The 23,891-nt window shown below is 58.9% G+C and carries 21 protein-coding genes and 1 tRNA gene; 11 read left to right on the forward strand and 11 right to left on the reverse strand.

Translation table 11 applies throughout. The features are described 5' to 3' along the window. Positions 1-42 precede the first annotated feature (42 nt). Positions 43-119: transfer RNA gene (locus GSQ80_RS17595), tRNA-Asp, on the reverse strand. Positions 120-602: 483 nt separating this feature from the next. Between GSQ80_RS17595 and coxB the strand changes: the two genes are divergently transcribed. Genes coxB through GSQ80_RS17635 form a run of 8 tightly spaced genes read left to right on the forward strand, consistent with a single transcriptional unit; the run spans position 603 to position 8,618 of the window. Further along, entirely contained in the window at positions 603-1,616 is a 1,014-nt protein-coding gene (coxB, locus tag GSQ80_RS17600; RefSeq protein WP_158788974.1) for a cytochrome c oxidase subunit II, read from the forward strand. Between the two features lie 20 nt (positions 1,617-1,636). Beyond that, a complete protein-coding gene (ctaD, locus tag GSQ80_RS17605; RefSeq protein WP_158788975.1) occupies positions 1,637-3,364 on the forward strand; it encodes a cytochrome c oxidase subunit I in 1,728 nt (575 codons plus the stop codon). Further along, a complete protein-coding gene (locus tag GSQ80_RS17610; RefSeq protein WP_158788976.1) occupies positions 3,361-3,957 on the forward strand; it encodes a cytochrome c oxidase subunit 3 in 597 nt (198 codons plus the stop codon). Before ctaD ends, GSQ80_RS17610 begins: the two co-directional genes overlap by 4 nt. Positions 3,958-3,973: 16 nt before the next feature. Next, positions 3,974-4,843, forward strand: coding sequence for a hypothetical protein (locus GSQ80_RS17615; protein ID WP_158788977.1), 870 nt, complete (start codon positions 3,974-3,976; stop codon positions 4,841-4,843). Further along, complete coding sequence (locus GSQ80_RS17620; protein WP_158788978.1) at positions 4,840-5,568, forward strand: c-type cytochrome; 729 nt, start codon at positions 4,840-4,842, stop codon at positions 5,566-5,568. The genes GSQ80_RS17615 and GSQ80_RS17620 overlap by 4 nt, the downstream gene beginning before the upstream one ends. Before the next feature lie 27 nt (positions 5,569-5,595). Continuing rightward, positions 5,596-6,231, forward strand: a complete 636-nt coding sequence (locus GSQ80_RS17625; RefSeq protein WP_158788979.1) for a ubiquinol-cytochrome c reductase iron-sulfur subunit — start codon at positions 5,596-5,598, stop codon at positions 6,229-6,231. Further along, positions 6,219-7,760: a cytochrome b N-terminal domain-containing protein gene (locus GSQ80_RS17630; protein ID WP_158788980.1), complete on the forward strand. Its 1,542-nt coding sequence runs from the start codon at positions 6,219-6,221 to the stop codon at positions 7,758-7,760. The genes GSQ80_RS17625 and GSQ80_RS17630 overlap by 13 nt, the downstream gene beginning before the upstream one ends. Before the next feature lie 3 nt (positions 7,761-7,763). Next, complete coding sequence (locus GSQ80_RS17635; protein WP_158788981.1) at positions 7,764-8,618, forward strand: cytochrome c oxidase assembly protein; 855 nt, start codon at positions 7,764-7,766, stop codon at positions 8,616-8,618. A gap of 373 nt (positions 8,619-8,991) precedes the next feature. On the opposite strand, the gene GSQ80_RS17640 is transcribed toward GSQ80_RS17635, so the two are convergent. The 9 genes from GSQ80_RS17640 to GSQ80_RS17680 all read right to left on the reverse strand — a co-directional run bounded on the left by GSQ80_RS17640 (position 8,992) and on the right by GSQ80_RS17680 (position 18,109). Next, complete coding sequence (locus tag GSQ80_RS17640; RefSeq protein ID WP_174241361.1) at positions 8,992-9,246, reverse strand: hexameric tyrosine-coordinated heme protein; 255 nt, start codon at positions 9,244-9,246, stop codon at positions 8,992-8,994. A gap of 89 nt (positions 9,247-9,335) precedes the next feature. After that, the gene (locus GSQ80_RS17645; RefSeq protein ID WP_158788983.1) at positions 9,336-10,268 is read right to left on the reverse strand and encodes an NADP-dependent oxidoreductase; all 933 of its coding nucleotides are present in this window, start codon (positions 10,266-10,268) and stop codon (positions 9,336-9,338) included. Positions 10,269-10,472: 204 nt separating this feature from the next. After that, a complete protein-coding gene (gene kdpC / locus GSQ80_RS17650) occupies positions 10,473-11,036 on the reverse strand; it encodes a potassium-transporting ATPase subunit KdpC (RefSeq protein ID WP_158788984.1) in 564 nt (187 codons plus the stop codon). 9 nt (positions 11,037-11,045) lie between these two features. Beyond that, positions 11,046-13,097, reverse strand: coding sequence for a potassium-transporting ATPase subunit KdpB (kdpB, locus tag GSQ80_RS17655; RefSeq protein WP_158788985.1), 2,052 nt, complete (start codon positions 13,095-13,097; stop codon positions 11,046-11,048). 15 nt (positions 13,098-13,112) lie between these two features. Then, the gene (gene kdpA, locus GSQ80_RS17660; RefSeq protein WP_158788986.1) at positions 13,113-14,888 is read right to left on the reverse strand and encodes a potassium-transporting ATPase subunit KdpA; all 1,776 of its coding nucleotides are present in this window, start codon (positions 14,886-14,888) and stop codon (positions 13,113-13,115) included. Next, positions 14,888-15,001 carry a K(+)-transporting ATPase subunit F gene (gene kdpF, locus GSQ80_RS23985; RefSeq protein WP_216850422.1) on the reverse strand — a complete coding sequence of 38 codons (114 nt, stop codon included), beginning with the start codon at positions 14,999-15,001 and terminating at the stop codon, positions 14,888-14,890. Before kdpF ends, kdpA begins: the two co-directional genes overlap by 1 nt. A 354-nt stretch (positions 15,002-15,355) precedes the next feature. Continuing rightward, entirely contained in the window at positions 15,356-16,042 is a 687-nt protein-coding gene (locus GSQ80_RS17670; RefSeq protein ID WP_158788987.1) for a response regulator transcription factor, read from the reverse strand. A gap of 27 nt (positions 16,043-16,069) precedes the next feature. Then, on the reverse strand, positions 16,070-17,209 hold the full coding sequence (locus GSQ80_RS17675) for a histidine kinase (protein ID WP_158788988.1): 1,140 nt from the start codon (positions 17,207-17,209) through the stop codon (positions 16,070-16,072). A 210-nt stretch (positions 17,210-17,419) separates the two neighbouring features. After that, positions 17,420-18,109, reverse strand: coding sequence for a hypothetical protein (locus GSQ80_RS17680; RefSeq protein WP_158788989.1), 690 nt, complete (start codon positions 18,107-18,109; stop codon positions 17,420-17,422). 258 nt (positions 18,110-18,367) lie between these two features. On the opposite strand from GSQ80_RS17680, the gene GSQ80_RS17685 reads away from it, so the two are divergent. Next, on the forward strand, positions 18,368-19,822 hold the full coding sequence (locus GSQ80_RS17685; RefSeq protein ID WP_158788990.1) for an ATP-binding protein: 1,455 nt from the start codon (positions 18,368-18,370) through the stop codon (positions 19,820-19,822). A 154-nt stretch (positions 19,823-19,976) separates the two neighbouring features. Beyond that, positions 19,977-20,993: a radical SAM protein gene (locus GSQ80_RS17690; protein ID WP_254059741.1), complete on the forward strand. Its 1,017-nt coding sequence runs from the start codon at positions 19,977-19,979 to the stop codon at positions 20,991-20,993. On the opposite strand, the gene GSQ80_RS17695 is transcribed toward GSQ80_RS17690, so the two are convergent. After that, positions 20,990-22,087, reverse strand: a complete 1,098-nt coding sequence (locus GSQ80_RS17695; protein ID WP_254059742.1) for a LacI family DNA-binding transcriptional regulator — start codon at positions 22,085-22,087, stop codon at positions 20,990-20,992. The two genes, GSQ80_RS17690 and GSQ80_RS17695, sit on opposite strands and share 4 nt — an antisense overlap. A gap of 200 nt (positions 22,088-22,287) precedes the next feature. Here GSQ80_RS17695 and GSQ80_RS17700 point away from each other — a divergent pair, with 200 nt between their 5' ends. Continuing rightward, entirely contained in the window at positions 22,288-23,868 is a 1,581-nt protein-coding gene (locus tag GSQ80_RS17700; protein ID WP_158788991.1) for a ribulokinase, read from the forward strand. Positions 23,869-23,891 lie beyond the last annotated feature (23 nt).

Consider the following 23,891-nt stretch of genomic DNA (forward strand, 5'->3'; position numbering starts at 1 on the left):
CTTCGGTCTATTGCCACAAACCCCTGACTTCCTTAGGTTTGATGGCGGGGACGACGGGGCTCGAACCCGCGACCTCTGCCGTGACAGGGCAGCGCTCTAACCAACTGAGCTACGTCCCCCCAGATGTTCTATCTTACATTATTTGCGAGCAGGAATGAAACCCTGCGCTCGAACTCAAACACTTCGTAATGCTCGGATCGCGAGGGATGAACTTCCTACCCTCAATTCGGCGGCCGATCCTGACCTCTCCGTACAGCAATCCAGGCAGTTTACCAAATCTTCGGGTTTGTTCATGTGATTAGACGCATAGTGGATGCTTGGCTGGACGTGAAATAGTATGACGAATTCAACACGCCGGTATTCAATTGTGCCCGTAGCAGTACATGTTCGAACGTGAGACCCCTATGTACGACGTTGCTGGATTTGTTCGTAATCCAGTTTCCGGCTTTGTGCCCAATGCAGAACCATAGGTGTATAAATTGAATTAGATACTTGTCTTACGCCATTGAAAGCCTCCGCAGGTTATGTACTCAGCGGTTTCATGGATTTACAGCACAAAAGACGTTAGCTCGCGAAAGTGCTAGCCGTCTTTCTGGAGACAAATGTTTGCGAGTCAAGGCTGGTCCGGTTTCGCGGCAATAATACTGTCGGCCTTTATTGCTGATCCAACCAATATCTTTGCCCCTGCGGGAACACCCGCACGCTCCATCTTCAGTCTGTCCATGCTGGTTCTCAGCATCACGGCGGCAATTTTTCTGATTGTGGCGGGAATTCTCGCATACGTGCTCGTGAGATATCGAGCGCGCGCGTCGGACGGACAAGGCGAGCAGGAGCCGCCTCAGATCTACGGAAGCAATCAAATTGAGCTTTCCTGGACAGTAATTCCAATCCTTATCGTAGTGATGTTGTTTCTCGCCACCACGCGGGTCATCTACACAACTGAGCACGCGCAACGACCAGCAAACGCCTTGGATGTCACCGTCGTGGGCCACCAGTTCTGGTGGGAATATCGCTATCCTCAACTGGGAGTTGTGACGGCTAACGAATTACACGTGCCGGTCAGCGACCATGCTCACCCGCTGCCAAGTTACTTGACCATGTCATCAGCAGATACAGATCACAGCTTCTGGGTGCCGAGACTTGCCGGCAAGATGGACCTCATCCCAAACAAAGTGAACACAATGTGGATCGATCCCGAGACGAAAGGTTTGTACCTTGGACAGTGTGCGCAATACTGTGGCGTGCAACACGCAAAGATGTTGATTCGCGTCTACGCCGACACTCCACAAGAGTTCACTGTCTGGGTGGAACACCAGCGGCAGCCCGCGGTAGATGATCCCACTGTCGCCGTGGGCCGGGATGTCTTCATGCACAACGCATGCATCAGCTGCCACACGATACGGGGCACCGTGGCTACAGGCAGATTTGGCCCCGATCTCACTCACGTGGGAGGTCGCGAGACGATAGCTTCGGGCTCAGTTCCAAACACTCCTGCGAATCTCCGAGAATTCATCGACGATCCTGCGAATTTTAAACCAGGCGCGCTCATGCCTCCTATGCATTTGGACAGTCACGATCTAGATGCTGTCACGGCTTACCTAACCACGCTCAAGTAGTGGGTTGAGGAAGGATCACAATGGCAACCCAGATTCCGGTAAATGAAGTGCATGACCAGATAGCGCAGGTTCCACGACGGCTATGGCTTGAGGTGCTGCACGGCTGTGTGACAACAGTTGATCACAAGAAGATCGGCCTGATGTACATCGGCTATGCTCTGATCTTCCTGGTGATTGCAGGGTTCGAAGCGCTACTGATGCGAATTCAATTGGCGATACCGAATAACCACTTTGTGTCGCCAGAAGTCTTCAATGGCCTCTTCACCATGCACGGAACGACCATGGTGTTCTTCGTCGGTATGCCTATTCTGTTTGGCTTTGGAAATTACTTGATCCCGCTGATGATTGGGGCCCGGGATATGGCGTTCCCTCGGTTGAACGCGTTTAGTTTCTGGATATCTGCCTTCGCCGGGTTTCTGCTCTATTTCAGCTATATCGGCGGAAGTGGGCTTTATGGAGCTGGCAGTGCACCCGATGTCGGCTGGTTCGCCTATGCCCCTCTAACGGCCCGCGTTTTCTCCCCGGGCCATAGCACAGACTATTGGACACTGGCCCTATTACTCACGGGGATTGGATCTATCGGCACGGCACTGAATATCGTTGCGACTATCATCTGCATGCGGTGCCCTGGTATGAAGATGAGCCGGCTGCCTCTTCTGCCATGGATCTACCTCGTGATGTCGGGTCTGACATTTGTTGCGATCGGTCCACTAACTGCTGCGCAGATCATGTTGATGCTCGACCGCTACGTCGGCTCTCACTTCTTTGATACGCAGGCTGGTGGTTCCGCGGTTTTATGGATGCACTTCTTCTGGATATTTGGACATCCGGAAGTTTATATCCTGGTGCTGCCTGCGTTTGCCTTCGCAAATGAGATTATTCCGGTGTTTTCGCGGAAGGCTATCTTCGGATATCCAGCGATGGTAGCTGCTTCCGTTGGAATTGGTTTTATCAGTCTTAGTGTCTGGGCTCACCATATGTTCACTGTCGGGCTCGGTCCGGGCGGAAACACCTTCTTCACGCTCGCCACGATGATCATCTCGGTGCCCACCGGTATCAAGATCTTCAATTGGTTAGCTACTTTGTGGGGCGGCAAAATACAATTTACCGCCTCCATGATGTTCGCCATTGGCTTTCTATTCCAATTTCTGATCGCTGGATTGACCGGCATCATGTTATCGGTAGCCCCCTTCGACTGGCAGCTTGGGAACTCATATTTTGTTGTAGCCCATTTCCACTACGTGCTGGTGGGCGCAATTCTCTTTATGATCTTCTCCGCTTTCTATTATTGGTTCCCAAAGATGACCGGGCGAATGCTGAGTGAGCGGCTAGGGAAGTGGCACTTCTGGCTCTTCGTGATTGGATTCCATTTGACGTTCGATCTCATGCATGTGCCAGGCCTGCTCGGTATGCCACGCCGGATCTATACCTATGAGGCCGATCGCGGTTGGATGATCTGGAACCTGCTTGTTTCCAGTGGGGCCATCATTCAAACAGTGGCAACGCTTCTCTTCGTCTACAACATGGTGTGGTCTTACTTCAAAGGGCCGATTGCTGGACCCGACCCTTGGGATGCGTGGACGTTGGAGTGGTCGACGCCATCACCACCTCCGTCCTATAACTTCGCGGAGATACCTACTGTCGCTAGCCGTCGGCCATTATGGGATCTGAAACACCCTGAAGACCCGGACTTTGATTACGAGATAGAACAGGGTTCTCCACAACAAACGAAGAAGGAGGGCGCATGAGCGAAGCTGCGTTGCAGTCGGGCAGCCCAAATCAGGTATGGACGCTTCCGTCCCGCGGAATCGTAGGGATGACGTGCCTGATCATTGCCGAGGTTGCCATCTTTGTGATCTTTGTCGTGGCATACATCTTTTATATCGGGAAGAGTTTGACTGGCCCGGCACCGAAAGACGTGCTGGAGCTGCCAATCTTCACAACGATCTGCCTTCTCTCCAGCAGTCTAACGGTTCATGCTGCTGTATCGGCTCTGCAGAAAAGCAAGCAAGGCCTATGTTCGCTCTGGCTGGCAGCGACGGTATTGCTTGGAGGGATCTTCATCGCAGGTACTGCTTACGAGTGGTACGACCTGATCTACAAACATGGCCTGACGATCAGGACAAATTTATTTGGAACCACCTTCTATTCATTGGTTGGATTGCACGCGACCCATGTAGTCGTCGGCCTGATCCTCCTCTCCCTGGCTTTGTTCTTCTCCGTGCGCGGAGAGATGAAAGAAGAACACAGCGAGAAGCTTGAAGTTCTGTCGCTGTATTGGCATTTCGTCGATGGCGTCTGGGTCATCGTATTTTTAGTTGTTTATGTGCTGGGCAGATAACCAGCGAGGAGGCGCATTGCCAGTCGATCATCCGCACCAGGAACACGGCATTCAGCTCCCATCGCCAACCGCGTGGCCAGTGGTGCTGGCTCTAGGTATTGCTCTCGTCATGTCGGGCATGGTAACGAGCGGTATTGTGAGTGTACTCGGAGGAGCGCTTGCACTCGCAGCAATGGTGGGCTGGTTTCGGCAGGTTCTTCCGCATGAAGCCCACGAGGCTGTCGAGGTGAGCACAGAAGAGACACTCATCTCGAGTGCCCGAACGGTCGCGGCGAGATTGCCTGCAGACGCGACCTCCCGAAAGATCATCCCGGAAGAAACCTTCCGAATCACCACCGGCATCAAGGGTGGGATTGCAGGTGGGATCGCGATGGCTGTGCCAGCGGCTATCTTCAGCATTATCAGATACCACAGCATCTGGTATGCCATGAACTTACTTGCTGCTGGAGGCTTTGTCAGCTGGGCTGGTGCAAGCGATGCCTTTCTGAGCGAATTCCACCTACGGGGATTGCTTGCCGCCTTCGTGATTCACGGTCTTACCTCGCTGCTTGTTGGTCTGCTCTATGGCGCAATGCTGCCCATGTTCCCAAAGTACCCGATCGTTACTGCGGGCATCATGGTTCCCTTATTGTTCACGGGTATTTTGCACTCAGCCATTGGGGTAGTCAGTCCAATTCTTAACCAGCGCATTGAATGGTTCTGGTTTGTGGTGTCTCAAATAGCCTTTGGTCTTGTCTGCGGGTTTGTCGTGAATCTACAGGCGAAGGTGCGCACTTCGCAATTCCGAGCACTCCCATTCTCCGTTCGTGCAGGGCTTCACAGTGATCTCAACGAACGGGACTATGAAGAGCCGATCGAATCCAAGGACGAGGACATTACGCGATGAATCTGCGCTCGTTGGCTTCTTCGTTCATGATCGCTGTCGTGGTGCTCTTCGATGCGGGCTGCAAGGTTGTCCCCGCAAGACCCGAGCCTGCGGCTCAACGTCCCGATCAGATCTCGAATTTTACGGCTCTATATCAACAGAACTGTACGGCTTGCCATGGTGAGCAGGGCAAGAACGGTGCTGCCATCTCCTTGGCGAATCCGGTTTATCTGGCTCTCGCTGGTACGGACATCATCCAGAAAGCGACAGCTAATGGCGTTCCTGGAACCCTGATGCCGGCGTTCGCTAAGAGCCAGGGCGGCATGCTGACGGATCAACAGATCGCGATCCTGGCGCAAGGAGTTGAGTCGGCATGGGGCAAGCCGGCGACTCTTCAAGGACAGTCTGCTCCTCCTTATGCTGGTAGTTCGGGAGATCCAACTAAGGGGCAGCAAGCCTTCACTACCTTCTGTGCGAGTTGCCACGGCAACGACAGCACCGGGCTCAAGCGAAAAGAGAATTCGACTGGCTCCCTCGTTGATCCTGCCTATCTTGCGCTTGCTAGCGACCAGGGCCTGCGCAGCTTGATCATTGCTGGGCAGCCCGATTATGGGATGCCCGATTGGCGGTCCGACATGACCGGTGCGAGCTCACGGCCCATGACTGACAAAGAGATTACCGATATTGTGGCGTGGCTCGCTTCCCATCGAGTCGCAGCTCCAGGCCGGCCTTATGCGCATCCATAGATCACTCACCAGTGTGCGGAGACAAGTATGAGCGAATTTCTAAAATATCCGGGAGAGTCCAGTAACGACGCCTTGTCGCCGGAGGGCAAGGCGCAGGCACACACGCGTCGAGTGTTTCTGTTCAAGCTTGCCGTTGGGTTGAATGCCGTTGTAGGCGCGGTGCTTGCGGTCCCTCTGATCGGATATCTGCTCGGACCAGCCTCCAGGAAGAAATCCAGTGTCGGTTCCTGGATCAGCATCGGGGAGGTGAATGATTTTCCCGTGGGCCAGACGCGGTTGGCTGAATTCCGTAGCCCGGTTGCGACGTTCGACGATGGGGAAACGGCGAAGGTCCCTTGCTGGGTTCGGCGTGTATCGGAGCAGACATTCCAGGTGTTTGCCATCAACTGTGCGCATCTGGGTTGTCCGGTGCGATGGTTCTCGGAGTCGAAGTTATTCCTCTGCCCGTGCCACGGTGGAGCGTATTACGAGGACGGTAGCAGAGCGTCTGGTCCTCCGGAGCGCGGCTTGTTTGAATACAAGTACAAGATCGCAGGGAACTCATTGGTGATCCATGCGGGCGACATGCCAACGCTCGCGACCCAGGCATCGTGCAAGGATAAGCCACTAATCCAGATCGAGCCTGTAGCAGCCGAGACGAGGTCAACAACATGGGAAGGCTGAAGGAGCAAGGCATCGCAGCCTATCAGTGGCTCGAACATCGGCTCGGTCTCATCAAGCCGATTAGTGAAGCAGCCGCGCATCCGACTCCGTCGAACAACGCGAGCTGGTGGTATGTGTTCGGCAGTGCGGCGACAGTGTTGCTGATCCTGCAGGTGATGACAGGGATTCTGCTGGCGCTGATTTATAGCCCTTCCGCGAATGAGGCTTGGACGAGCTTAAACTTCCTGAACCACAACATCGCTTTGGGATGGTATGTGCGCGCGTTGCACGGTTGGGGATCAGACTTCATGATCGCCATCGTGCTGATCCACATGGTGCAGGTATTTCTGTTTGGCGCGTATAAGTTTCCTCGAGAGCTTACGTGGATTGTCGGCGTTGTACTGCTACTGCTTACGTTGGGCATGGCGTTCACCGGGCAGGTGATGCGGTTTGACCAGGATGCGTATTGGGGCTTGGGGATTGGGGCTTCGATCGTTAGTCGCGTCCCGTTTGTTGGCGCGCAGCTGGTGCATCTTGTTCTTGGTGGGCCAATTATTGGCGGCGCTACGCTGTCTCGTTTCTTTACGTTGCATGTGTTTGTGATTCCCGGCCTGCTGCTTGCTGGGGTTGGGGTGCATGTATGGATGGTGCTTCGGCATGGGGTGAGCGACTGGCCGATGCCGGGGCGGTTGGTGCGTAAGTCGACGTATGAGCGCGAGTATCACGAACTGGTCGAGAAGACAGGCATGCCGTTTGTCCCCGACGCTGCATGGAAGGATGCGGTGTTTGCGGCTGCTATTCTGTTCGCGGTGATGGCTTGCGCGTTCTTCTTCGGGCCGTTTGGTCCAAGTGGACAGCCGGATCCAACGATTATCCAGACAGCGCCGAAGCCTGACTTCTTCTTCCTTTGGATCTATGCGGTGCTTGCGTTCCTTCCTCCGGCGCTGGAGACGCCGGTGCTGCTGATCGTCCCGGTGGTGGGGATTGCGGGAATGCTGATGCTGCCGCTGATTGCCAGTGAGGGGGAAAGACACTGGGCTCGACGGCCTGTTGCTGTGCTGTCCGTCTCTGTGATCGCAGTGTCGCTCGGGATCTTTACGCGGCTGGGAACGTATACGCCGTGGAGTCCGGTGATGGATGCGTGGTCGAGCGACGCTGTGCCGGTGAAATATATGCATGACCGAACACCGCTGGAGCGGCAGGGAGCGATGGTGCTGCAGGACAAGCAATGCCGCAACTGCCACGAGTTGGATAGAGTGGGCGGGCAGCGTGGTCCTGCATTGGACTCGGTGGCTACGCGGCTGACCGAGGATCAGATCGTGCGGCAGGTGTTGCAGGGTGGTGGCAACATGCCGGCTTATGGCAATGCGCTCAATCCATCCGAGACCAAGGCGCTGGTGAGCTTCCTGATGACGTTGCGCGGTAACGATCTGCAACCGGCAATCGATGCGTCGCGAGAGTTGACGCGGAATAAGCAGATGGAACAAGAGAAATCTCAGGGTGCAGCGTGGGGGCCGAAGGGTACTCCAAGCCCAGGGCAGAAGCAGTAGCGTATGTCCGATGCGGTGCGGGACATCTTCGCGGATTGGAAGCTGCCGATTGGGCTGACAGTCTCGATTATGCTTGCCGCGCTGGTGTATGTGCGCGGATGGATAGCGTTGCGGAGGACGCGGCGTGTGCAGTTTAGTGACGAGCGGTTGGCGTCCTTTCTGGGTGGGCTCGCGCTGTTATGGATGGTGGTTGCGTCGCCGTTGGATGGCTTTGCGGATGCGTTGCTGACGGCGCACATGATCGAGCATTTATTGTTGATGTCGGCGATTCCGATGCTGCTGTTGTATGGGCTTCCCGTCGTGCCGCTGCTGCGTGGATTACCCAGGCCGGTGTTGCGTTCGGTGGTTGGCCCGCTGGTGCGGCTTACGGCGTTGCGGCGTGTTGCCGAGTGGTTGGTTACGCCTGCTGTTGCGTGGCTGGGGATGAATGTGGCGTATCTAGCCTGGCATGTTCCGTCGGCTTATAACTATGCGCTGGAGAATGAGACCGTGCATGGCGTCGAGCACTTATGCTTCCTGTTCACGTCGCTGCTGTTCTGGTGGTACATCCTGCGTCCATGGCCGGCGAAGCAGCGTCCCGATGATTGGGGGATGCTGGTCTACCTGGCGTTGGGCGATGTGGTGATGACGATGCTGTCGGCGTTTTTGGCGTTCTGCGAGCGGCCGGTTTATAGCTACTATGTGCAGCATCCGAATCCGTTCGGGATTTCGGTGCTGGATGACCAGGTGCTGGGCGCGGTGGTGATGTGGGTGCTTGGGTCGTTTGCGTACCTGGTGCCGGCGATGGTGATCACGTTTCGGCTGGCGGGCGTTGGGCAGGGTCGGCGGGCCCCGGAGCTGCGGCGGGCTGGACGGTAGGGCACCCCCCTCCCCCCTTGGGTCGTACTTTTCCCGCAAAGTAGTGCTAGCGTATGGGTTACGTCGCAAAGTATCCCCCTGCGACCTTGGAACCTGGTCGCAAAGTAGTCTAACCATGCGGGTTGCGGCCAAAGTATATCTTCGAAAGGGGTTACGACGGCGAAGTGGAGTTGGCCGCGCTTTGTATGTGGGATCGGTGGCTTACGGAAGTTCTAGTTAAAGTTTAGTCCTTTGCGTGGGGTAACTATGCCAACTTTTGGAAAGATAAATCGCCAGTGTTGATAGGGGGTTTGGCGATTTTGCAGGAGTTTGGGGGCTTGACAGGATATTGGGTGCGTCGGGGTTCGAACCGTTCTGGCGATGCAACGGTCGGTTAGGGGCGCCAGTAGTTATTCGCTGCGGCGATTGTCTGGAACTCGATGGCCACGACCTGACTTGCTTTCATCAAGCTGTCGGGGTTGGTGGCGTAGATGGGTCGCCCCGCCTTCAACACATCGAGATCTGGCTGAATGTTGTGAATCATGTGCCGCGCGAGAGTGATTGCGAGGGCACGTCCCTCCTCCGGCGTTGCTGTGATGAGTGTGCCGCCGGGAATCAAAACCAATGCTTCATCAGGGACGCGATTCATAGAAGTTCTCCTTGGACTGCGTTGCATCGAAAGGTTTGGAGCCCTGTATCGATGCAGGTAGGGTCGCGAGTAGGTCGTTTGGTTCGACCTCATTGCTTGAGGTCGGCCACTCGTAACACGATTTTGCCGCGGCGATGCGGTGCGCCGCCCAACATTTCATGGGAAAGCCGTACAGCTTCCAAAGGAAGGTCGGTGCCGACATTCGCTCTGAGCCGGCCCGAATCAAAAAGCTCGGTCAATCTGCGCAGCCGCTGCGAGGTCACCTCTACGAGGAAGAAGATGCCTCGGATGTTTGGAGCGGGGGTTGGAGTTATGTCGGAGACGATGGAAACGAGGATCCCGCCCGGCTTAATTGTTGGGAGGGAAGCGTCGCGGGAGCTACCGCCCACCATATCGAACACGATATCTACGAGGGGCACGACGTCTGCAAGGCTCGCGGTTTTGTAATCGACGACAAGCGCAGCGCCGAGGCCGCGGACATAGTCGGCGTCTTCGGAGGACGCTGTTGCGAAGACGGTGAGACCGGCCTGCGCCGCCAGCTGAACGGCATATGAACCAACGCTGCCTGCGGCACCGAGGATGAGTACGCTTTGTCCCGGCTGCGCCTTGGAATACTCAAACAACATCTGCCATGCGGTGACCGCAACTACAGGCGCGGAAGCTGCGGCTAGCCAGTCGAGTGACTTGGGTTTGAGGCTCAGTGTGTTCTCTGAAGCGACGGCATATTCAGCGTAGCCGCCAGTGAAGTTCGCGTTTGACACTCCGTAGACCACGTCGCCCACGGCGAATTGGCTGACGGCCGGGCCAATCTGTTCCACGATGCCGGAGATGTCGGATCCCAACGTGACCGGTAAGGCGACAGTTACGACGCTCTTGCCCTCGCGGATCCAGGCATCCCATGGGCCAACGCCTGCGGCGGCAACGCGCACCAGGACCTCGTTACCGGTTGCGGTTGGCTGCGGCAATTCGTCGAGTGAAATTACCTCGGGTGGCCCGAATTGATGGATACGCGCAGCCTTCATCGCCAGGTCCGGGCTCTCTGGCTGCCGGCATAGTTTCTCCCGGTTCGCCGCCGTTGGCACAGTGTACGGTAACCGTCATACGAATGGCTCAGCGGCTCGGTGTCAAGCGGATTCGGCCCCGATGGTCGAAAACCCTTTCACTCTGGAGATACAGCTTGAACCTATATCGGCGTGTGGGCATGAAGGGGATTGGCGATTGGAGAGTTAGTGGGTGGACAAGTTGTCGAGGGCGAGGTTCAGGTCGAGGACATTGACGCGGGGTTCGCCGAGGAGGCCGAACTGGCGCTGGGTGGTGTGGTCGTCGATGAGGTGGGTGAGGGTGGATTCGGAGAGGTGGCGCGCGTGAGCGACACGCGGGACCTGGTAGTAGGCCGCGGCAGGGGAGATGTCGGGGTCGAGGCCGGAACCGGAGGCTGTGACGAGGTCTACGGGGACGGGGGCTGAACCATTCTGATCGGTGGTAACGCTGGCCTGGACACGGTCGATGAGGACTTTGCTGGTGGAGCCGTAGTTGGAGCCGCTGGAGGAGGAGGCGTCGTAGCCGGTGCCGGCGGCGGAGGGGCGGCTGTTGAAGTACGTGTCGCCGGTGAAGGTTTGGCCGATGAGGTGCGAGCCGATGACTTCGCCGTTATGCGTGATGAGCTCTCCGCTGGCTTGTTTGGGGAAGAGCACGTGATCGATGCCCGTGATGAGGAGCGGGTAGCCGATGCCGAGGATGACGGCCGTGATGAGGGTGTAGAGGGTGGCGGTGATGAGGGTCTTTTTCATGAGTGCACCTTAGGCGAGATGGAGCGCGGTGATGAGCATGTCGATTAGCTTGATGCCGATGAAGGGGGCTACGATTCCACCGATGCCGTAGACGACTAGGTTGCGCTGGAGCAGGGCGGCGGCGGACATGGGGCGGTAGCGGACTCCGCGTAGGGCTAGCGGGATCAGCGCGACGATGATGAGCGCGTTGAAGATGACTGCCGAAAGGATGGCCGACTCCGGGTTGTGGAGGTGCATGATGTTGAGTGCGTTGAGGACTGGGAAGGCTCCGGCGAACATGGCGGGGATGATGGCGAAGTACTTCGCGATGTCGTTGGAGATGGAGAAAGTGGTGAGGGCTCCGCGGGTCATGAGGAGTTGCTTGCCGATGGCTACGATCTCGATGAGCTTGGTGGGGTTGGAGTCGAGGTCGACCATGTTGCCGGCTTCTTTGGCGGCTTGCGTACCGCTGTTCATGGCAACGCCTACGTCGGCCTGGGCTAGGGCGGGGGCGTCGTTGGTGCCGTCGCCGGTCATGGCGACGAGCTTGCCTTCGGCTTGCTCGCGCTTGATGAGGTCCATCTTGTCCTTTGGCTTGGCTTCGGCGAGGAAGTCGTCGACGCCGGCTTCGCGGGCGATGGCTGCGGCGGTGAGAGGGTTGTCGCCGGTGATCATGATGGTGCGAATGCCCATGGCGCGGAGCTGGTCGAAGCGCTCCTTCATGCCGCCTTTGACTACATCTTTGAGATGGATGACGCCCAGGGCGCGGCCGTTTTCGGCGACGACCAAGGGCGTGCCACCGGAGCGGGAGATGGCGTCGACGGATTCGCGGACGAGGTCGGGGAGTTTGGAGCCGTGCTCGATGAGATAGTTGGAGATGGCGTCGACGGAGCCCTTGCGGATACTGCGGCCGTCGACTTCGATGCCGGACATGCGGGTGGTGGCGGAGAAGGGAATGAACTCGGCGTTGAGGTTGGCGAACTCGCGGCCGCGGAGATTGTACTGCTGCTTGGCGAGGACGACGATGGAGCGGCCTTCGGGGGTCTCGTCGGCGAGGGAGGAGAGTTGGGCGGCGTCGGCTAACTGCTCGCTGGTGACGCCGGGAGCGGTGACGAACTCGGAGGCCTCGCGGTTGCCGATGGTGATGGTGCCGGTCTTGTCGAGGAGGAGAGTGTTGACGTCGCCGGCGGCTTCTACTGCACGACCTGACGTGGCGAGGACGTTGTGCTGGACTAAGCGGTCCATGCCTGCAATGCCGATGGCTGAGAGCAGGCCGCCGATTGTTGTGGGGATGAGGCAGACGAGGAGCGAGATGAGAACGAAGACGGTTTGCGGGGCGCCGGAGTAGATGGCGTAGGGCTGCAGGGTGACGACGGCGAGCAGGAAGATGATGGTGAGGCCGGCGAGAAGGATGTTGAGGGCGATCTCGTTGGGAGTCTTCTGGCGTTCGGCACCTTCGACGAGAGCGATCATGCGGTCGAGGAAGGTCTCGCCGGGGTTGGAGGTGATGCGGACGGTGATCTCGTCGGAGAGGACGCGGGTGCCACCGGTGACGGCGGAACGATCGCCGCCGGCTTCGCGTATTACGGGGGCGGACTCGCCGGTGATGGCGGATTCGTCGACTGAGGCTACGCCTACGATGACTTCGCCGTCGCCGGGGATCATCTGGCCGGCTACGACTTTGACGACGTCGTCGGCGCGGAGCTGGGAACTGGGGATCTCTTCGATGGTTCCAGACTTTGAGACTTTGTAGGCGGTGGTCTCGGACTTGGCTAGACGGAGGGCGTCGGCCTGGGCTTTACCCCGGCCTTCGGCCATGGCCTCGGCGAAGTTGGCGAAGAGGACCGTAAACCACAGCCAAAGGGTGATCTGGAGATCGAAGCTGAAGTGGCCGTGGCCAGTGAAGCGGTCGTAGATGAGGAGGACGGTAGTGAGAACGCTGCCGACTTCGACCACAAACATGACGGGGTTCTTCATCATGGTCTTGGGGGCGAGCTTGACGAGAGCGTCTACGGCGGCGCGACGAACGATTGCTGAATCGAACAGCGAGCGGCGGCCTTTGGCTTGACTTGCGGTGGACATGGTTTCTCCGAATGCCTAGAAGGTGTGGCCAGCGTGGAGGAGCAGGTGCTCCAGGATGGGGCCGAGGGACAGCGCGGGGAAGAACGTGAGCGCGCCGACGATGACGATGACCGAGGTTAGCAGGACCGTGAAGAGTGGTGTGGTCACGGGGAAAGTGCCTGCGGTTTCGGGGACGATTTTCTTACCGGCTAGATTGCCGGCGATGGCGAGCATCGGGATGGCCATCATGAAGCGGCCGAAGAACATCGCAAAGCCGAGGGAATAGTTGTACCAGTGGGTGTTGGCGCTGAGGCCTGCGAAGGCGGAGCCGTTATTGCCCGTCGCCGACGCGTAGGCATACAAGACCTCGGAGAGGCCGTGGGGGCCGTGGTTGGTGAGCGCGCTGAGGCCGAGGTTGGGCATCAGGACGGCAATGGCGGCAAATCCCAAGATGATGAGCGGGAAGATGAGGAGATAGAGCATCGACATCTGGACGTCGTAGGCTTCGATTTTCTTGCCGAGGTACTCGGGGGTTCGACCAACCATGAGGCCGGCGATGAAGACTGAGATGACGACGAAGACGAGCATGCCGTAAAGGCCGGCTCCGACGCCACCGAAGACGATCTCGCCGAGCATGATGTTGGTGAGGGGAACGAGGCCGCCGAGGGGGGTAAAGGAGTCGTGCATGGCGTTGACGGCGCCGCAGCTTGCGTCGGTGGTGACGGTGGCGAAGAGGGCGGAGTTGGCGATGCCGAAGCGAACCTCTTTGCCTTCCATGTTGCCGCCGGACTGGGTGAGGGAGGCGTGTTGATCGACGTTGTGCATCAGCGGGTTGGGTTGAGCTTCGGCCCGGTAGCAGACGAAGACTCCGCAGAACCAGAGGATGGTCATGGCGGCGAGGACAGCCCAGCCGTGTTTGGGCGAGCCGACCATGGTGCCGAGCGTCACGGTGAGGCCGGCGGGGATGAGGAAGATGGCGAGCATCTGCAGGAAGTTCGAGAGGGGCGTGGGGTTCTCGAAGGGATGCGCGCTGTTGGTGTTGAAGAAGCCGCCACCGTTGGTGCCGAGCATCTTGATGGCTTCCTGCGAAGCGACCGGGCCTTGCGCGATGGTCTGCGTGGTAACGGTGGTGGTTGTTGTCTTGCCGTCGGCGCCGGTGGTGGTGATGGTCTGCGGCTGAACGAGCTTGGCGGTGGTGTAGGGATGGAAGTTTTGGATGACTCCCTGCGAGGTGAGGGTGACGGCGAAGACGATGCAGATGGGGAGAAGAACCCAGAGGGTGGCGCGTGTGAGGTCGACCCAGAAGTTGCCGAGGGTCTTCATCTCGCGGCGAGCGATGCCACGGATGAAGGCGATGGCGAGGGCGATGCCGACGGCAGCGGACCAGAAGTTATGCGTAGCAAGGCCGAGCATCTGAGTGAGATAGCTCATCGTGGTCTCGGGCGTGTAGGACTGCCAGTTGGTGTTGGTGGTGAAGGAGACAGCGGTGTTGAAGGCGAGGTCGGGCGCGACCGCGGCGAGATGCTGCGGATTGAGCGGGAGGACCTGCTGGATGCGCTCGATGACGTAGGTGAGGACGAGCGTGGCGGCGCTGAAGACCAGCATAGCCATGGCGTACTGGGTCCAGCGCATTTCCTGGTCCGGGTCGACGCCGGTGAGGCGATAGAGGAGGCGCTCGCAGGGTACGAGGATGGGGTCGAGCCAGGTGCGGCGACGATCGAAGACGCGCGTCATGTAGCTGCCCATGGGTTTGGCGAGGAGCAGGATGAGTGCGATGAAGAGGGCAATTTGGAGCCAGCCGTTGAGCGACATTAGAACTTCTCCGGACGTAGCAGAGCGTAGACGAGATAGATGAGGAGCAGGGTGCTGATTATGAGAAGGATCACGTTTTCGATCATCGACGGCTTCCTTTCAGGTGGTCGCATGCGGAGACGTAGAGCAGGGACAGGGGGAAGAGAACAGCGATGGTGATGAGTGCGAGGATGTCTGGCATAGGTGCTCCGAGCTAGATGGGAGTGGGTAAGTTGCCGGGGACGACGAAGCCGCGGCGTTTTCCAGCCGGCGCGGGGACGGTGACGTGTGCGGGAAGCCCGTCGCTACGATGGATGGTCGGTCGATGGAAAGTTAGATCTGCGGAAGTTCGCGAAGGGTCGGCTTGGGAGGCCGCGAACGGAGACGTGCGAAGGAGTGCAGAAGCAGGAACGCAAGCGCAGAACATCGGAAGATTTCACCTCCATTAGTAGAAGGCTGAAGGCCATGAGAAGTCCGTAGGGAATTCGTTAAGAAGTCGTAAGGGTGGAGCGGAGGCGATAGCCGACCCAGGGCTCGCTCTCGATGTAGCGGGAGCTGTCGGTGGGGTCGAGTTTTTTGCGGAGTTGGGCGATGAGGACGCGGAGGTACTCGGGCTGATCTTCGCCGGCGGAGCCCCAGATGTGGCGGAGAAGGAACTTGTGGGTGAGGACGCGGTTGGGGTTGTTGACGAAGAGCAGAAGGAGGTCGAACTCCTTGGGGGTGAGGTGGATTTCGTCGCCACGCACGCGGACGGTGCGCGAAGGGGTGTCGATGTAGAGGTCGCCGACCGTGAGCTCGGCGGATGCGGGTTCTTCGCGAGCGATCTTGCGGAGGTTGGCGCGGACGCGGGCGAGGAGCTCGGGCATGCTGAAGGGCTTGGTTACGTAGTCGTCGGCGCCTTCGTCGAGTGCGGCGACTTTCATGGTCTCCTGCTCGCGGACGGAGAGGACGATGATGGGGGTTTCGGAGAGGCGGCGGATGGCGCGCGTGAGCTCGATGCCATCCATTTCGGGCATGGCGAGGTCGGTGATGACGAGGTCGGGAGCAGCGGTGCGAAAGAGCTCGAAGGCTTCGAGGCCGTTGTTGGCGACGGTGACTTCGTAGCCGCTGCTTTGCAGCGAGGTGCGGAGGACGCGGGTGATTTGCCGTTCGTCGTCGACGATGAGGATGCGCATTAGCTATTGTCCCGAAAGGCATTCATGTTAGCGATCCTCCTGCGTGACGATGTGGAGGTCGACGTGCGGGGCTTCGGACATGAAGCGCTGGATGGCGAAGAAGTAGAGGTATTTTTTCAGGCCGTGGAGGGCAGAACGACCGAAGAGCGCCTGCGTGATGCGCTGCTCGGTGATGTAGGCGGCGGTGACCGAAGCGATGCGCTTGCCGGAGAGGTGGACAACGTGGGCTCCCAGGTTTTCGGCGAACTTGAGGCTAGCTTCGAGGGCGCGCTTGCACTCGGGGGATTCGTCCTTGTGATTCTGGACGTGGAGGACGTAGAGCTCGCCATTGAGGCCTTCGGCCAGGCGAGCTCCGCGGGCGATGAGGTCGCGGGCCTGCGGCCGGTTGCTGATGCAGACGGCTACTTTTTCGGTGACGGACCAGTGTGGCCCGAGCTGCTTGCGCTTGACGTAGTCGTCGAGGGTGCGATCGACGGCGCGGGTGACGCGGTGGAGAGCCATTTCGCGGAGAGCGATTAGGTTGCCGCGGCGGAAGAAGTTGGCGAGGGCGCGGTCGGCGCGGTCGACGGGGTAGATATCGCCGCGGCGCATGCGGGTGACGAGGGCTTCGGGGGTGAGATCGGAGATGACGATCTCGTCGGCACGATCGAGGACCCAGTCAGGAACGGTCTCGCGGACGGGGATGCCGGTGAGGCTCTGGATGCGCGGGGTGAGGCTTTCTACGTGCTGGACGTTGATGGTGCTCAGTACGTCGATGTTGGCTTCGAGGAGAAGGAAGACGTCCTCGTAGCGCTTGGTGTTGCGGCTGCCAACGATGTTGCTGTGGGCGAGCTCGTCGATGAGGACGACCTGGGGCTTGCGCTCGAGGATGGCGTCGACGTCCATCTCGTGAAAGAGGGTGCCCTTGTAATTGATCTCGCGGGTAGCAACGTGTTCGAGCTTGTTGGCGAGTTCGGCGGTGCCTTTGCGGCCGTGGGTTTCAACGATACCTATGACGACGTCTTCACCACGCTGGCGGCGGCGGATGCCTTCCGAGAGCATGCTGAAGGTCTTGCCGACGCCGGGAGCGTAGCCGAGGAAGATCTTGAAGCGGCCGCGCGTCTTCTCGGGATCGGCGGTGATCAGCCAGTCTTCGGGACTCTTCCTGGGTGTGGAATCGGTCGGCAAGTCGTACTAACTCCTTGTGAACTGACAGAGGGTGGTCGAAGTATTTCGGTAGTTGTCCGCGAAGGTGGTGCTGACCGGAATTGTAGCCGTATATTACCTATCGCTGCACGGCGCCGGTGTCGGAAGCGAGAGCGCTGCGCAAAAGCAACGGGCAGAGCGGAGGAGTCCGCTCTGCCCGTCAGGGTGGTTCAGCCAATGCGAAAGATGAACTTACGAACGACGAAGAGCCTTGCGGCGAATCATCTCGCCGAGGCCGGCCAGTCCCGTAAACAGCAGACCAAAGGAGCCGGGTTCAGGAGTAACGGAGGATGCCGCGGCGTAAGAGATGGGTCCGATACCGAGGTTGTTGCCATCGGCATCGCTCAGCACGATCGACGTGATGTCGAAGCCGGCTGTGGCCTGCACGCCTTCGAAGCTCAGGTTCGAATTGAATCCGCCGTCGGGATCGCTTCCGTTCGCAGTGTAGGTTCCGAGCCAGGTGGCACCATCATAGGCTGAGAAGGTCATGGTGTAGGGGCCGTTGGCAAATTCCTCCGCGTTGAATCCGACCTGGCTGACCGCGGTGCTGAAGTCGATGGTGGCCGTGCCTCCGGATCCCTCGAATCCAGTTCCGTAGAGAATCTCGGTACCGTTCGCGAATGCAGTGTTGAAGTAGTTGGAGCCCGCCTGGTCTACTTCAAAACCGTTCGTGTTGGAGAAGGTCAACGTATTTCCGCCAGCAGCGAAATTCACGGGATTGCCTAGATTGGTGCCGAGCGGACCCGAGAAGGTGAGCGTTGTGTCCGACCCGGAAAGGCCGGCGGGCGAGGTGATTTGCGTTGACTGCGCATGGGCTGAGAAAGACCCTGCGAGCAGTGCCAGGACGGGGAGGGAGGTCCAACTGAAGAACCGTATTTTCATAGCTGCTCCTTGTGGATGGGCGATCGGGGCGAATTGCCTCGTTAGAATTGCAGCACGTCGATATCCAATATAAGCGCATGTGTTTTCAGTTAGATAGATCTAGGAAGCTATAGAAATGGATAAGACTTTGCATATAAGGCGTGAAGGAATTTTCCCTTCGCGGGGATTGGGCGGCTCAACTGGTTGGGCTTGGGGTCGAATTGTGGACGGCTTGATCGCGTGGGTGTGGAATCGGCCGGCAAGACGTAGTATCTCTTTGTGAACTCACAGAGGGTGGTCGAAGTATTCCGGTGGTCGGCGGCGGCGGCGGTACTGATCGGGATCGTAGCGGTGTATCACCTGTGGCTGCATGTTAACCCTACGACGGTTGCGTTAACGCTGCTGTTGCTGGTGTTGTTTCTGGCGGCACGCTGGGGATTGCGGTACGCGGTGGCGACGTCGATTGTAGCGACGCTTGCATACAACTATTATTTTCTGCCGCCGATTGGGACACTGACGATCAGCGATCCGCAGAACTGGCTGGGGATCTTCGCGTTTCTGACGGTGGCGGTGGTGGGCAGCCGGTTATCGGAGCGCGCCCGCGAAGAGGCGGAGGACGCGCGGCGGCGGCAGAGAGAGCTGGAGGTGTTGTATGGGCTGAGTCGGCAACTGCTGCAGGCTGAGAATGTGGCGAGCCTGCTGAATGCGATCAGTCCAGCAATCATGCTGGTGACGCGGGCGGACACCATCGTGCTGTATCTGCTGGACGGCGACCGGCGGTACATGGCGGGAGAGTCCTCTGAGATCCAGATGGACGACATTGGGTTGCGACAACTGGCGCAGACGCTGCCGAGTGCGGAGATGGTGGGGCTGCAGGCGAGGATTCCGCTGCGCGTTGGGGTGAGGCCGCGCGGGCTGCTGCTGATCGATGGGTTGAGCCGGGGGGTGCGGCTGTCGACGGAGACGCTGGAGGCGATTGGGGGGTTGATTTCGGTGTCGATTGACCGGGCGCAGGCGCTGGAGGATGTGACTCGGGGCGAGGCGGCCAAGGAGAGTGAGCGGCTGCGGTCGCTGATGATTGACTCGATTACGCATGAGCTGCGAACGCCGCTGACGGCGATTAAGGCAGCCGCGTCGACGCTGCTGCTGCCGAAGACGCTGGACCATGAGGAGCAGCGCGAGTTGCTGACAGTAATCGATGAAGAGAGCGATCGGCTGAACCAGCTGGTGACCGAGGCGGTAGAGATGGCGCAGCTCGATACTCGTGAAGTCCACATGACGTTTGCGCCGACGGGCGTGGGAGCGATGGTGGAGCATGCTCTGGCGAACTGCTCGAGCCTGCTGGATAACCGCGAGGTGAAGGTGAATCTGCCGCCGCTACCGCTGGTGATGGCCGACGCGGACTTCATTACGAAGGTGCTGACAAACCTGGTTGAGAATGCGGCGAAGTACTCGCCGGCGGGAAGTCCTATCAGTATTTCGGCGGAGCGCAAGGAGGGAATGGTAAGCGTGAGCGTCGCGGACCGTGGGATCGGGATTGACTTGTCGGAGCAGAGTTTGATCTTTGAGCGATTTTATCGGGCGAGCGTTCCGAGCCAGCAGACCTGGGGCACGGGGATGGGATTGGCTATCAGCCGCGCGATCATCGATGCACACCACGGGACGCTCTCAGTGACGAGCCAGCTTGGGGAGGGGTCGGTGTTCAGCTTCACGCTGCCGGTGGTGGAGGGGTAGGCGGTGATGCGTTACGAATTGGTCGGGAAGCGCATGGGGTGGAAAGCGGCTTCGGGCATAGACTAGAGGGGTGAGTGCTACCGCATCGTTGTCCAATGAAATTCGAACGAAGGTTCAGAGCCGCGAACGCGTGACGGCTGATGAGGCCTTGTGGTTGTGGAAGAACGCAACCGATGAAGAGATGCGCGAGCTGGCGCAGATCGTGCGGGCGCGGTATGTCAAACCGAATGCCTGCACGTACATGCTGATGCGCATCATCAACTACACGAATGTGTGTGTGGCGCAGTGCGATTACTGCGCGTTTTATACGCTGCCGGGTGGCGAGGGCGGGTACGTTCTTACCCAGGAACAGGTCTTCGCGAAAATCGACGAGCTGATTGCGCTGGGCGGGGATCTGGTGGGGTTCAACGGCGGATTTAATCCGGCGCTGGCATTGGAGTATTACTGCGATTTGTTCGCTGCGGTGCGCGCGCGGTATGGCGACAAGATGGAGTTTTATGCGCTGACCATTGCGGAGTTTATGTACCTGGCGGATCACGCGAAGCTGGACTATGCGACGACGGCGCAGCGGTTCAAGGATGCGGGCGTGCGCTGGATTACGGGCGGTGGCTCGGAGATTCTTACCGAGGATTTCCGGCGGCGGCACAGCAAGTTCAAGTACACGGTGGCGCAGTATTTTGAAGCGCAGAGGGCGATTGTGGAGGCGGGGCTGAGCACGTCGGCGACGATGGTGATTGGCTTCGACGAGACGATTGAAGAGCGGATCGAACACTTGGAGCGCACGCGGCAGTTTCAGGATGAAGTCGGCGGGTTGGGAAGCTTTCTGTGCTGGACCTTCAAGCCGTACTTCACGCCGCTGGGGGACCAGTTGGGCGGGATCGAGATCAGCACGAGTGAGTATTTGCGGCACCTGGCGTTGAGCCGGATCTACCTGGACAACGTGCCGCGGATTCGGACGTCGGTGCTGACGCAGAATGAGCGCGCGCTCGAGGGGCTGCTGTATGGGGCCGACGATTTCGATCTGCCGATTGAGGACGAGGTGACGCAGAAGGCGGGGGCGACGATCAGTCTCCAGTTCGACAAAATCCTGGCGTTTGCGCGCAGCCTGGGATATGTGCCGACATATCGAAGTGTAGCGCTGGCGCGTACTGCACCAGTCCCGGCAAGTTAGCGCTTGCGTGGCGTGGTGGCCGGCATCTGGGGAAGATCCTGAAGCGTGTTTCGCGGCAGACCTGTGGTTTGTCGAACGATGAGACGCGTGGTGATCTTGGTGGCGGATTCAGCGGGGTTGTCGAGCGGCTTCAAGCGCGAGAGTAAATTGTCGATGGCCCTGGTGGCCAACTCTCTGCAGGACATACGGACGGTGGTGAGGGGCGGGATGGTGTACTCCGCGAGGTGAATGTCGTCGAAGCCGATGAGGGAGAAGTCGTCGGGAACGCGCAGGTTGGCTTCGAAGAGGGCGTGCTGGAGGCCGATGGCGGTCATGTCGTTGGAGCAGATGATGGCGGTCGGCCAGGTGGGCAGCGCGAGGATCTTCTGCATGGCGTCGCGACCGCCATCGAGGGCGTGATTGCCTTCGATGAGCCATTCGGGATTGGCCTTGAGGCCTGTGGACTGGAGGCAGCTGAGGAAGGCGGCCTTGCGACTCTGAGCGGAGCGGCGAGTGAGGGGACCGCTGATGAAGCCGATGTTACGGTGGCCGAGAACGGCGAGGTGCTGGACGCCCTCGTAGATGCCGGCGCGATAGTCGACTGCGAGAACGCTGTTGAGTGGGCGTGAGGGAGCGGGGTCGATGAAGACGTAGGGGATATTGTCGGCGGTGAAGCGATCGAGGAGAAAGTCTTCGATGCCAAAGGTCATGATGGCGACCCCGTCGACCTGGCGCTCCAGCATGCGGCGCGCACAGACTTCCATGGTCTTGGTCTCGTAGTTGGTCGAGCCAATGAGAATTTCGTAGCCGCGCGCGACGGCGATCTGTTCGAACTCCTGGATGAGCTCGGGGAAGAACGGATTCGTAATTTCAGAGACGACGAGGCCGAGCAGGCGGCTTTTGCCAGAGACGAGCGCGCGGGCCTGGGTGTTCGGAAAGTAGTTGAGTTCGGAAACTGCTTTCCAGACGCGGGAAGCGAGGACGGGGTCCACGGTGGGGACGTGATTGATGGTGCGGGAAACCGTGGCGATCGAAACACGGGCAAGGGAAGCTACGCCGCGGATATCGATCTTCGGGGGCGTGGTCACGTCATTGGGCTTGCGCGTTCTTTTCACGGGGAGGGCAACCTGGATTTGTGGATCAGCATACGCGTGAACGGGCCGGGAAGCGAATTGCAGAAACTGTATTGACTAGCAAGTATTCACACAGGTATCGTACCCCACGGAAAACGTTTACACTAGGCATTATTTCATTTGTGCCTGCCTCGTGAACCGGCGAAGGTACGCGAGGGTAAGAGAAGGGTTGAGAGGATCGCATGGCCATCGTTGCGGGTGTGGATTTTGGAACGCTCAGCGTTCGCGTCACATTGCTGGATAGTGAGCGGGGCAGGCTGGGTACAGCTTCGGCGGGGTATCCACTGCACCGGAAACAGGAAGATCCGGACTTCGCGACCCAATCGCATGAAGACCAGATGCGCGCCCTCGTGGAGGCGGTGCGGGCGGTGGTGCAGCAGAGTGGTGTGGATGCAAAAGAGATTGTGGCGCTGGCGCTGGATACGACGGGGTCGAGCGTGATCCCGGTGGACGCGACGCTGCAGCCGCTGGATGAGTACATGCTGTGGTGTGACCATCGGGCACATAAGGAAGCGCAGCAGATTACCGAGCTTGCTCATGCCAGCGGGCTCGAGGCGATTGAGTGGTGCGGTGGGGTGTACTCGCATGAGTGGGGATTTGCGAAGCTGCTGTATTGGCTAAGGAATAACCCTGAGAAGCGGGAGCGGTTTGCGACGGCGCTGGAACACTGCGATATGGTGGCGGCTACGCTGATCGGGATTACGGATGCAGCGAAGGCTCCGCGCAGTGTGTGCGCGATGGGGCATAAGTGGATGTGGAATCCGAAGTGGGGTGGGCTGCCATCGCAGGAGTTTTTGTCGAAGCTGGATCCGGTGTTTGATGGAGTGAGGGAGAAGCTTGGCGGAGAGTATCGGACGTCGGATGCTGTTGCTGGAGGGTTGAGCGAGAAGTGGGCGACGGAGATGGGTCTGCCTGCGGGGATTCCGATTCCGGTGGGAGCATTCGATGCGCATTGGGATGCGATCGGGGCGGGGTGTAAGGAAGGCGACGTGGTGAACGTGGTGGGAACGTCGACGTGCATTATCGCGATGAGCAGCGAGACGACGCTGGTGCCGGGAGTGTGCGGCGTGGTGCCGGGGAGTGTGCATCCGGCGTATGCGGGAATTGAGGCAGGGTTGTCGGCTACGGGCGATATCTTTGAGGCGATTGCGCGGCGTGCAGGGACGGATGTGAGGAAGCTGTCGGAGGGGTTGGCGGAGTATAAGCCTGGGCAGACCGGGTTGTTGCGGCTCAGTTGGGATAATGGCGATCGGACCGTGCTGGTGAATCCTGAACTAGGCGGCATGACGCTGGGATGGAACCTGATTCACACGGCGAAGGATGAGCTGTTTGCGGCGATTGAGGGGACGGCGTTCCATACGCGGATTATTCTGGAGCGGATGGCGGAACATGGAGTGCCGGTGCATCGCGTGATTAATGCGGGAGGGATTCCGCAGAATAATGTGGTGCTGAACCAGGTGTACGCGAACGTGCTCGGTAAACCGGTGCTTGTGCCCGATGGCGTGCCGACCAGCCTTGGGTCGGGAATTTTTGCGCTGGTGGCCGCGGGCGTTTTCAAGACGATCGAGGAGGCGCAGGCGAAGATGTGTCTGCCGTTCAAGACGTATGAGCCTGAGCCCGGAGCGGTGAAGTTGTATGACGAACTATTTGCGCTGTATCAGAAGGTTTATTTTGCCTTTGGATCGCGGAAGAGTGAGTCAGCGTCGATGGGAGATGTGTTGCCGGAGCTGCGCAGGATTGCGGCGAGCGTCTGGCGGGCATAGAAGTTGAAGAGAGAAGCAAAAAA

The sequence above is a fragment of the Granulicella sp. L46 genome, assembly GCF_009765785.1.
In the GTDB taxonomy this organism is placed as follows: domain Bacteria; phylum Acidobacteriota; class Terriglobia; order Terriglobales; family Acidobacteriaceae; genus Granulicella.

Coding starts and splice junctions, on each gene's coding strand:
- coxB (WP_158788974.1), top strand. CDS start 603: ATGTTTGCGAGTCAAGGCTGGTCCGGTTTCGCGGCAATAATACTGTCG.
- ctaD (WP_158788975.1), top strand. CDS start 1,637: ATGGCAACCCAGATTCCGGTAAATGAAGTGCATGACCAGATAGCGCAG.
- GSQ80_RS17610 (WP_158788976.1), top strand. CDS start 3,361: ATGAGCGAAGCTGCGTTGCAGTCGGGCAGCCCAAATCAGGTATGGACG.
- GSQ80_RS17620 (WP_158788978.1), top strand. CDS start 4,840: ATGAATCTGCGCTCGTTGGCTTCTTCGTTCATGATCGCTGTCGTGGTG.
- GSQ80_RS17625 (WP_158788979.1), top strand. CDS start 5,596: ATGAGCGAATTTCTAAAATATCCGGGAGAGTCCAGTAACGACGCCTTG.
- GSQ80_RS17630 (WP_158788980.1), top strand. CDS start 6,219: ATGGGAAGGCTGAAGGAGCAAGGCATCGCAGCCTATCAGTGGCTCGAA.
- GSQ80_RS17635 (WP_158788981.1), top strand. CDS start 7,764: ATGTCCGATGCGGTGCGGGACATCTTCGCGGATTGGAAGCTGCCGATT.
- GSQ80_RS17640 (WP_174241361.1), bottom strand. CDS start 9,246: ATGAATCGCGTCCCTGATGAAGCATTGGTTTTGATTCCCGGCGGCACA.
- GSQ80_RS17645 (WP_158788983.1), bottom strand. CDS start 10,268: ATGAAGGCTGCGCGTATCCATCAATTCGGGCCACCCGAGGTAATTTCA.
- kdpC (WP_158788984.1), bottom strand. CDS start 11,036: ATGAAAAAGACCCTCATCACCGCCACCCTCTACACCCTCATCACGGCC.
- kdpB (WP_158788985.1), bottom strand. CDS start 13,097: ATGTCCACCGCAAGTCAAGCCAAAGGCCGCCGCTCGCTGTTCGATTCA.
- kdpA (WP_158788986.1), bottom strand. CDS start 14,888: ATGTCGCTCAACGGCTGGCTCCAAATTGCCCTCTTCATCGCACTCATC.
- kdpF (WP_216850422.1), bottom strand. CDS start 15,001: ATGCGACCACCTGAAAGGAAGCCGTCGATGATCGAAAACGTGATCCTT.
- GSQ80_RS17670 (WP_158788987.1), bottom strand. CDS start 16,042: ATGCGCATCCTCATCGTCGACGACGAACGGCAAATCACCCGCGTCCTC.
- GSQ80_RS17680 (WP_158788989.1), bottom strand. CDS start 18,109: ATGAAAATACGGTTCTTCAGTTGGACCTCCCTCCCCGTCCTGGCACTG.
- GSQ80_RS17700 (WP_158788991.1), top strand. CDS start 22,288: ATGGCCATCGTTGCGGGTGTGGATTTTGGAACGCTCAGCGTTCGCGTC.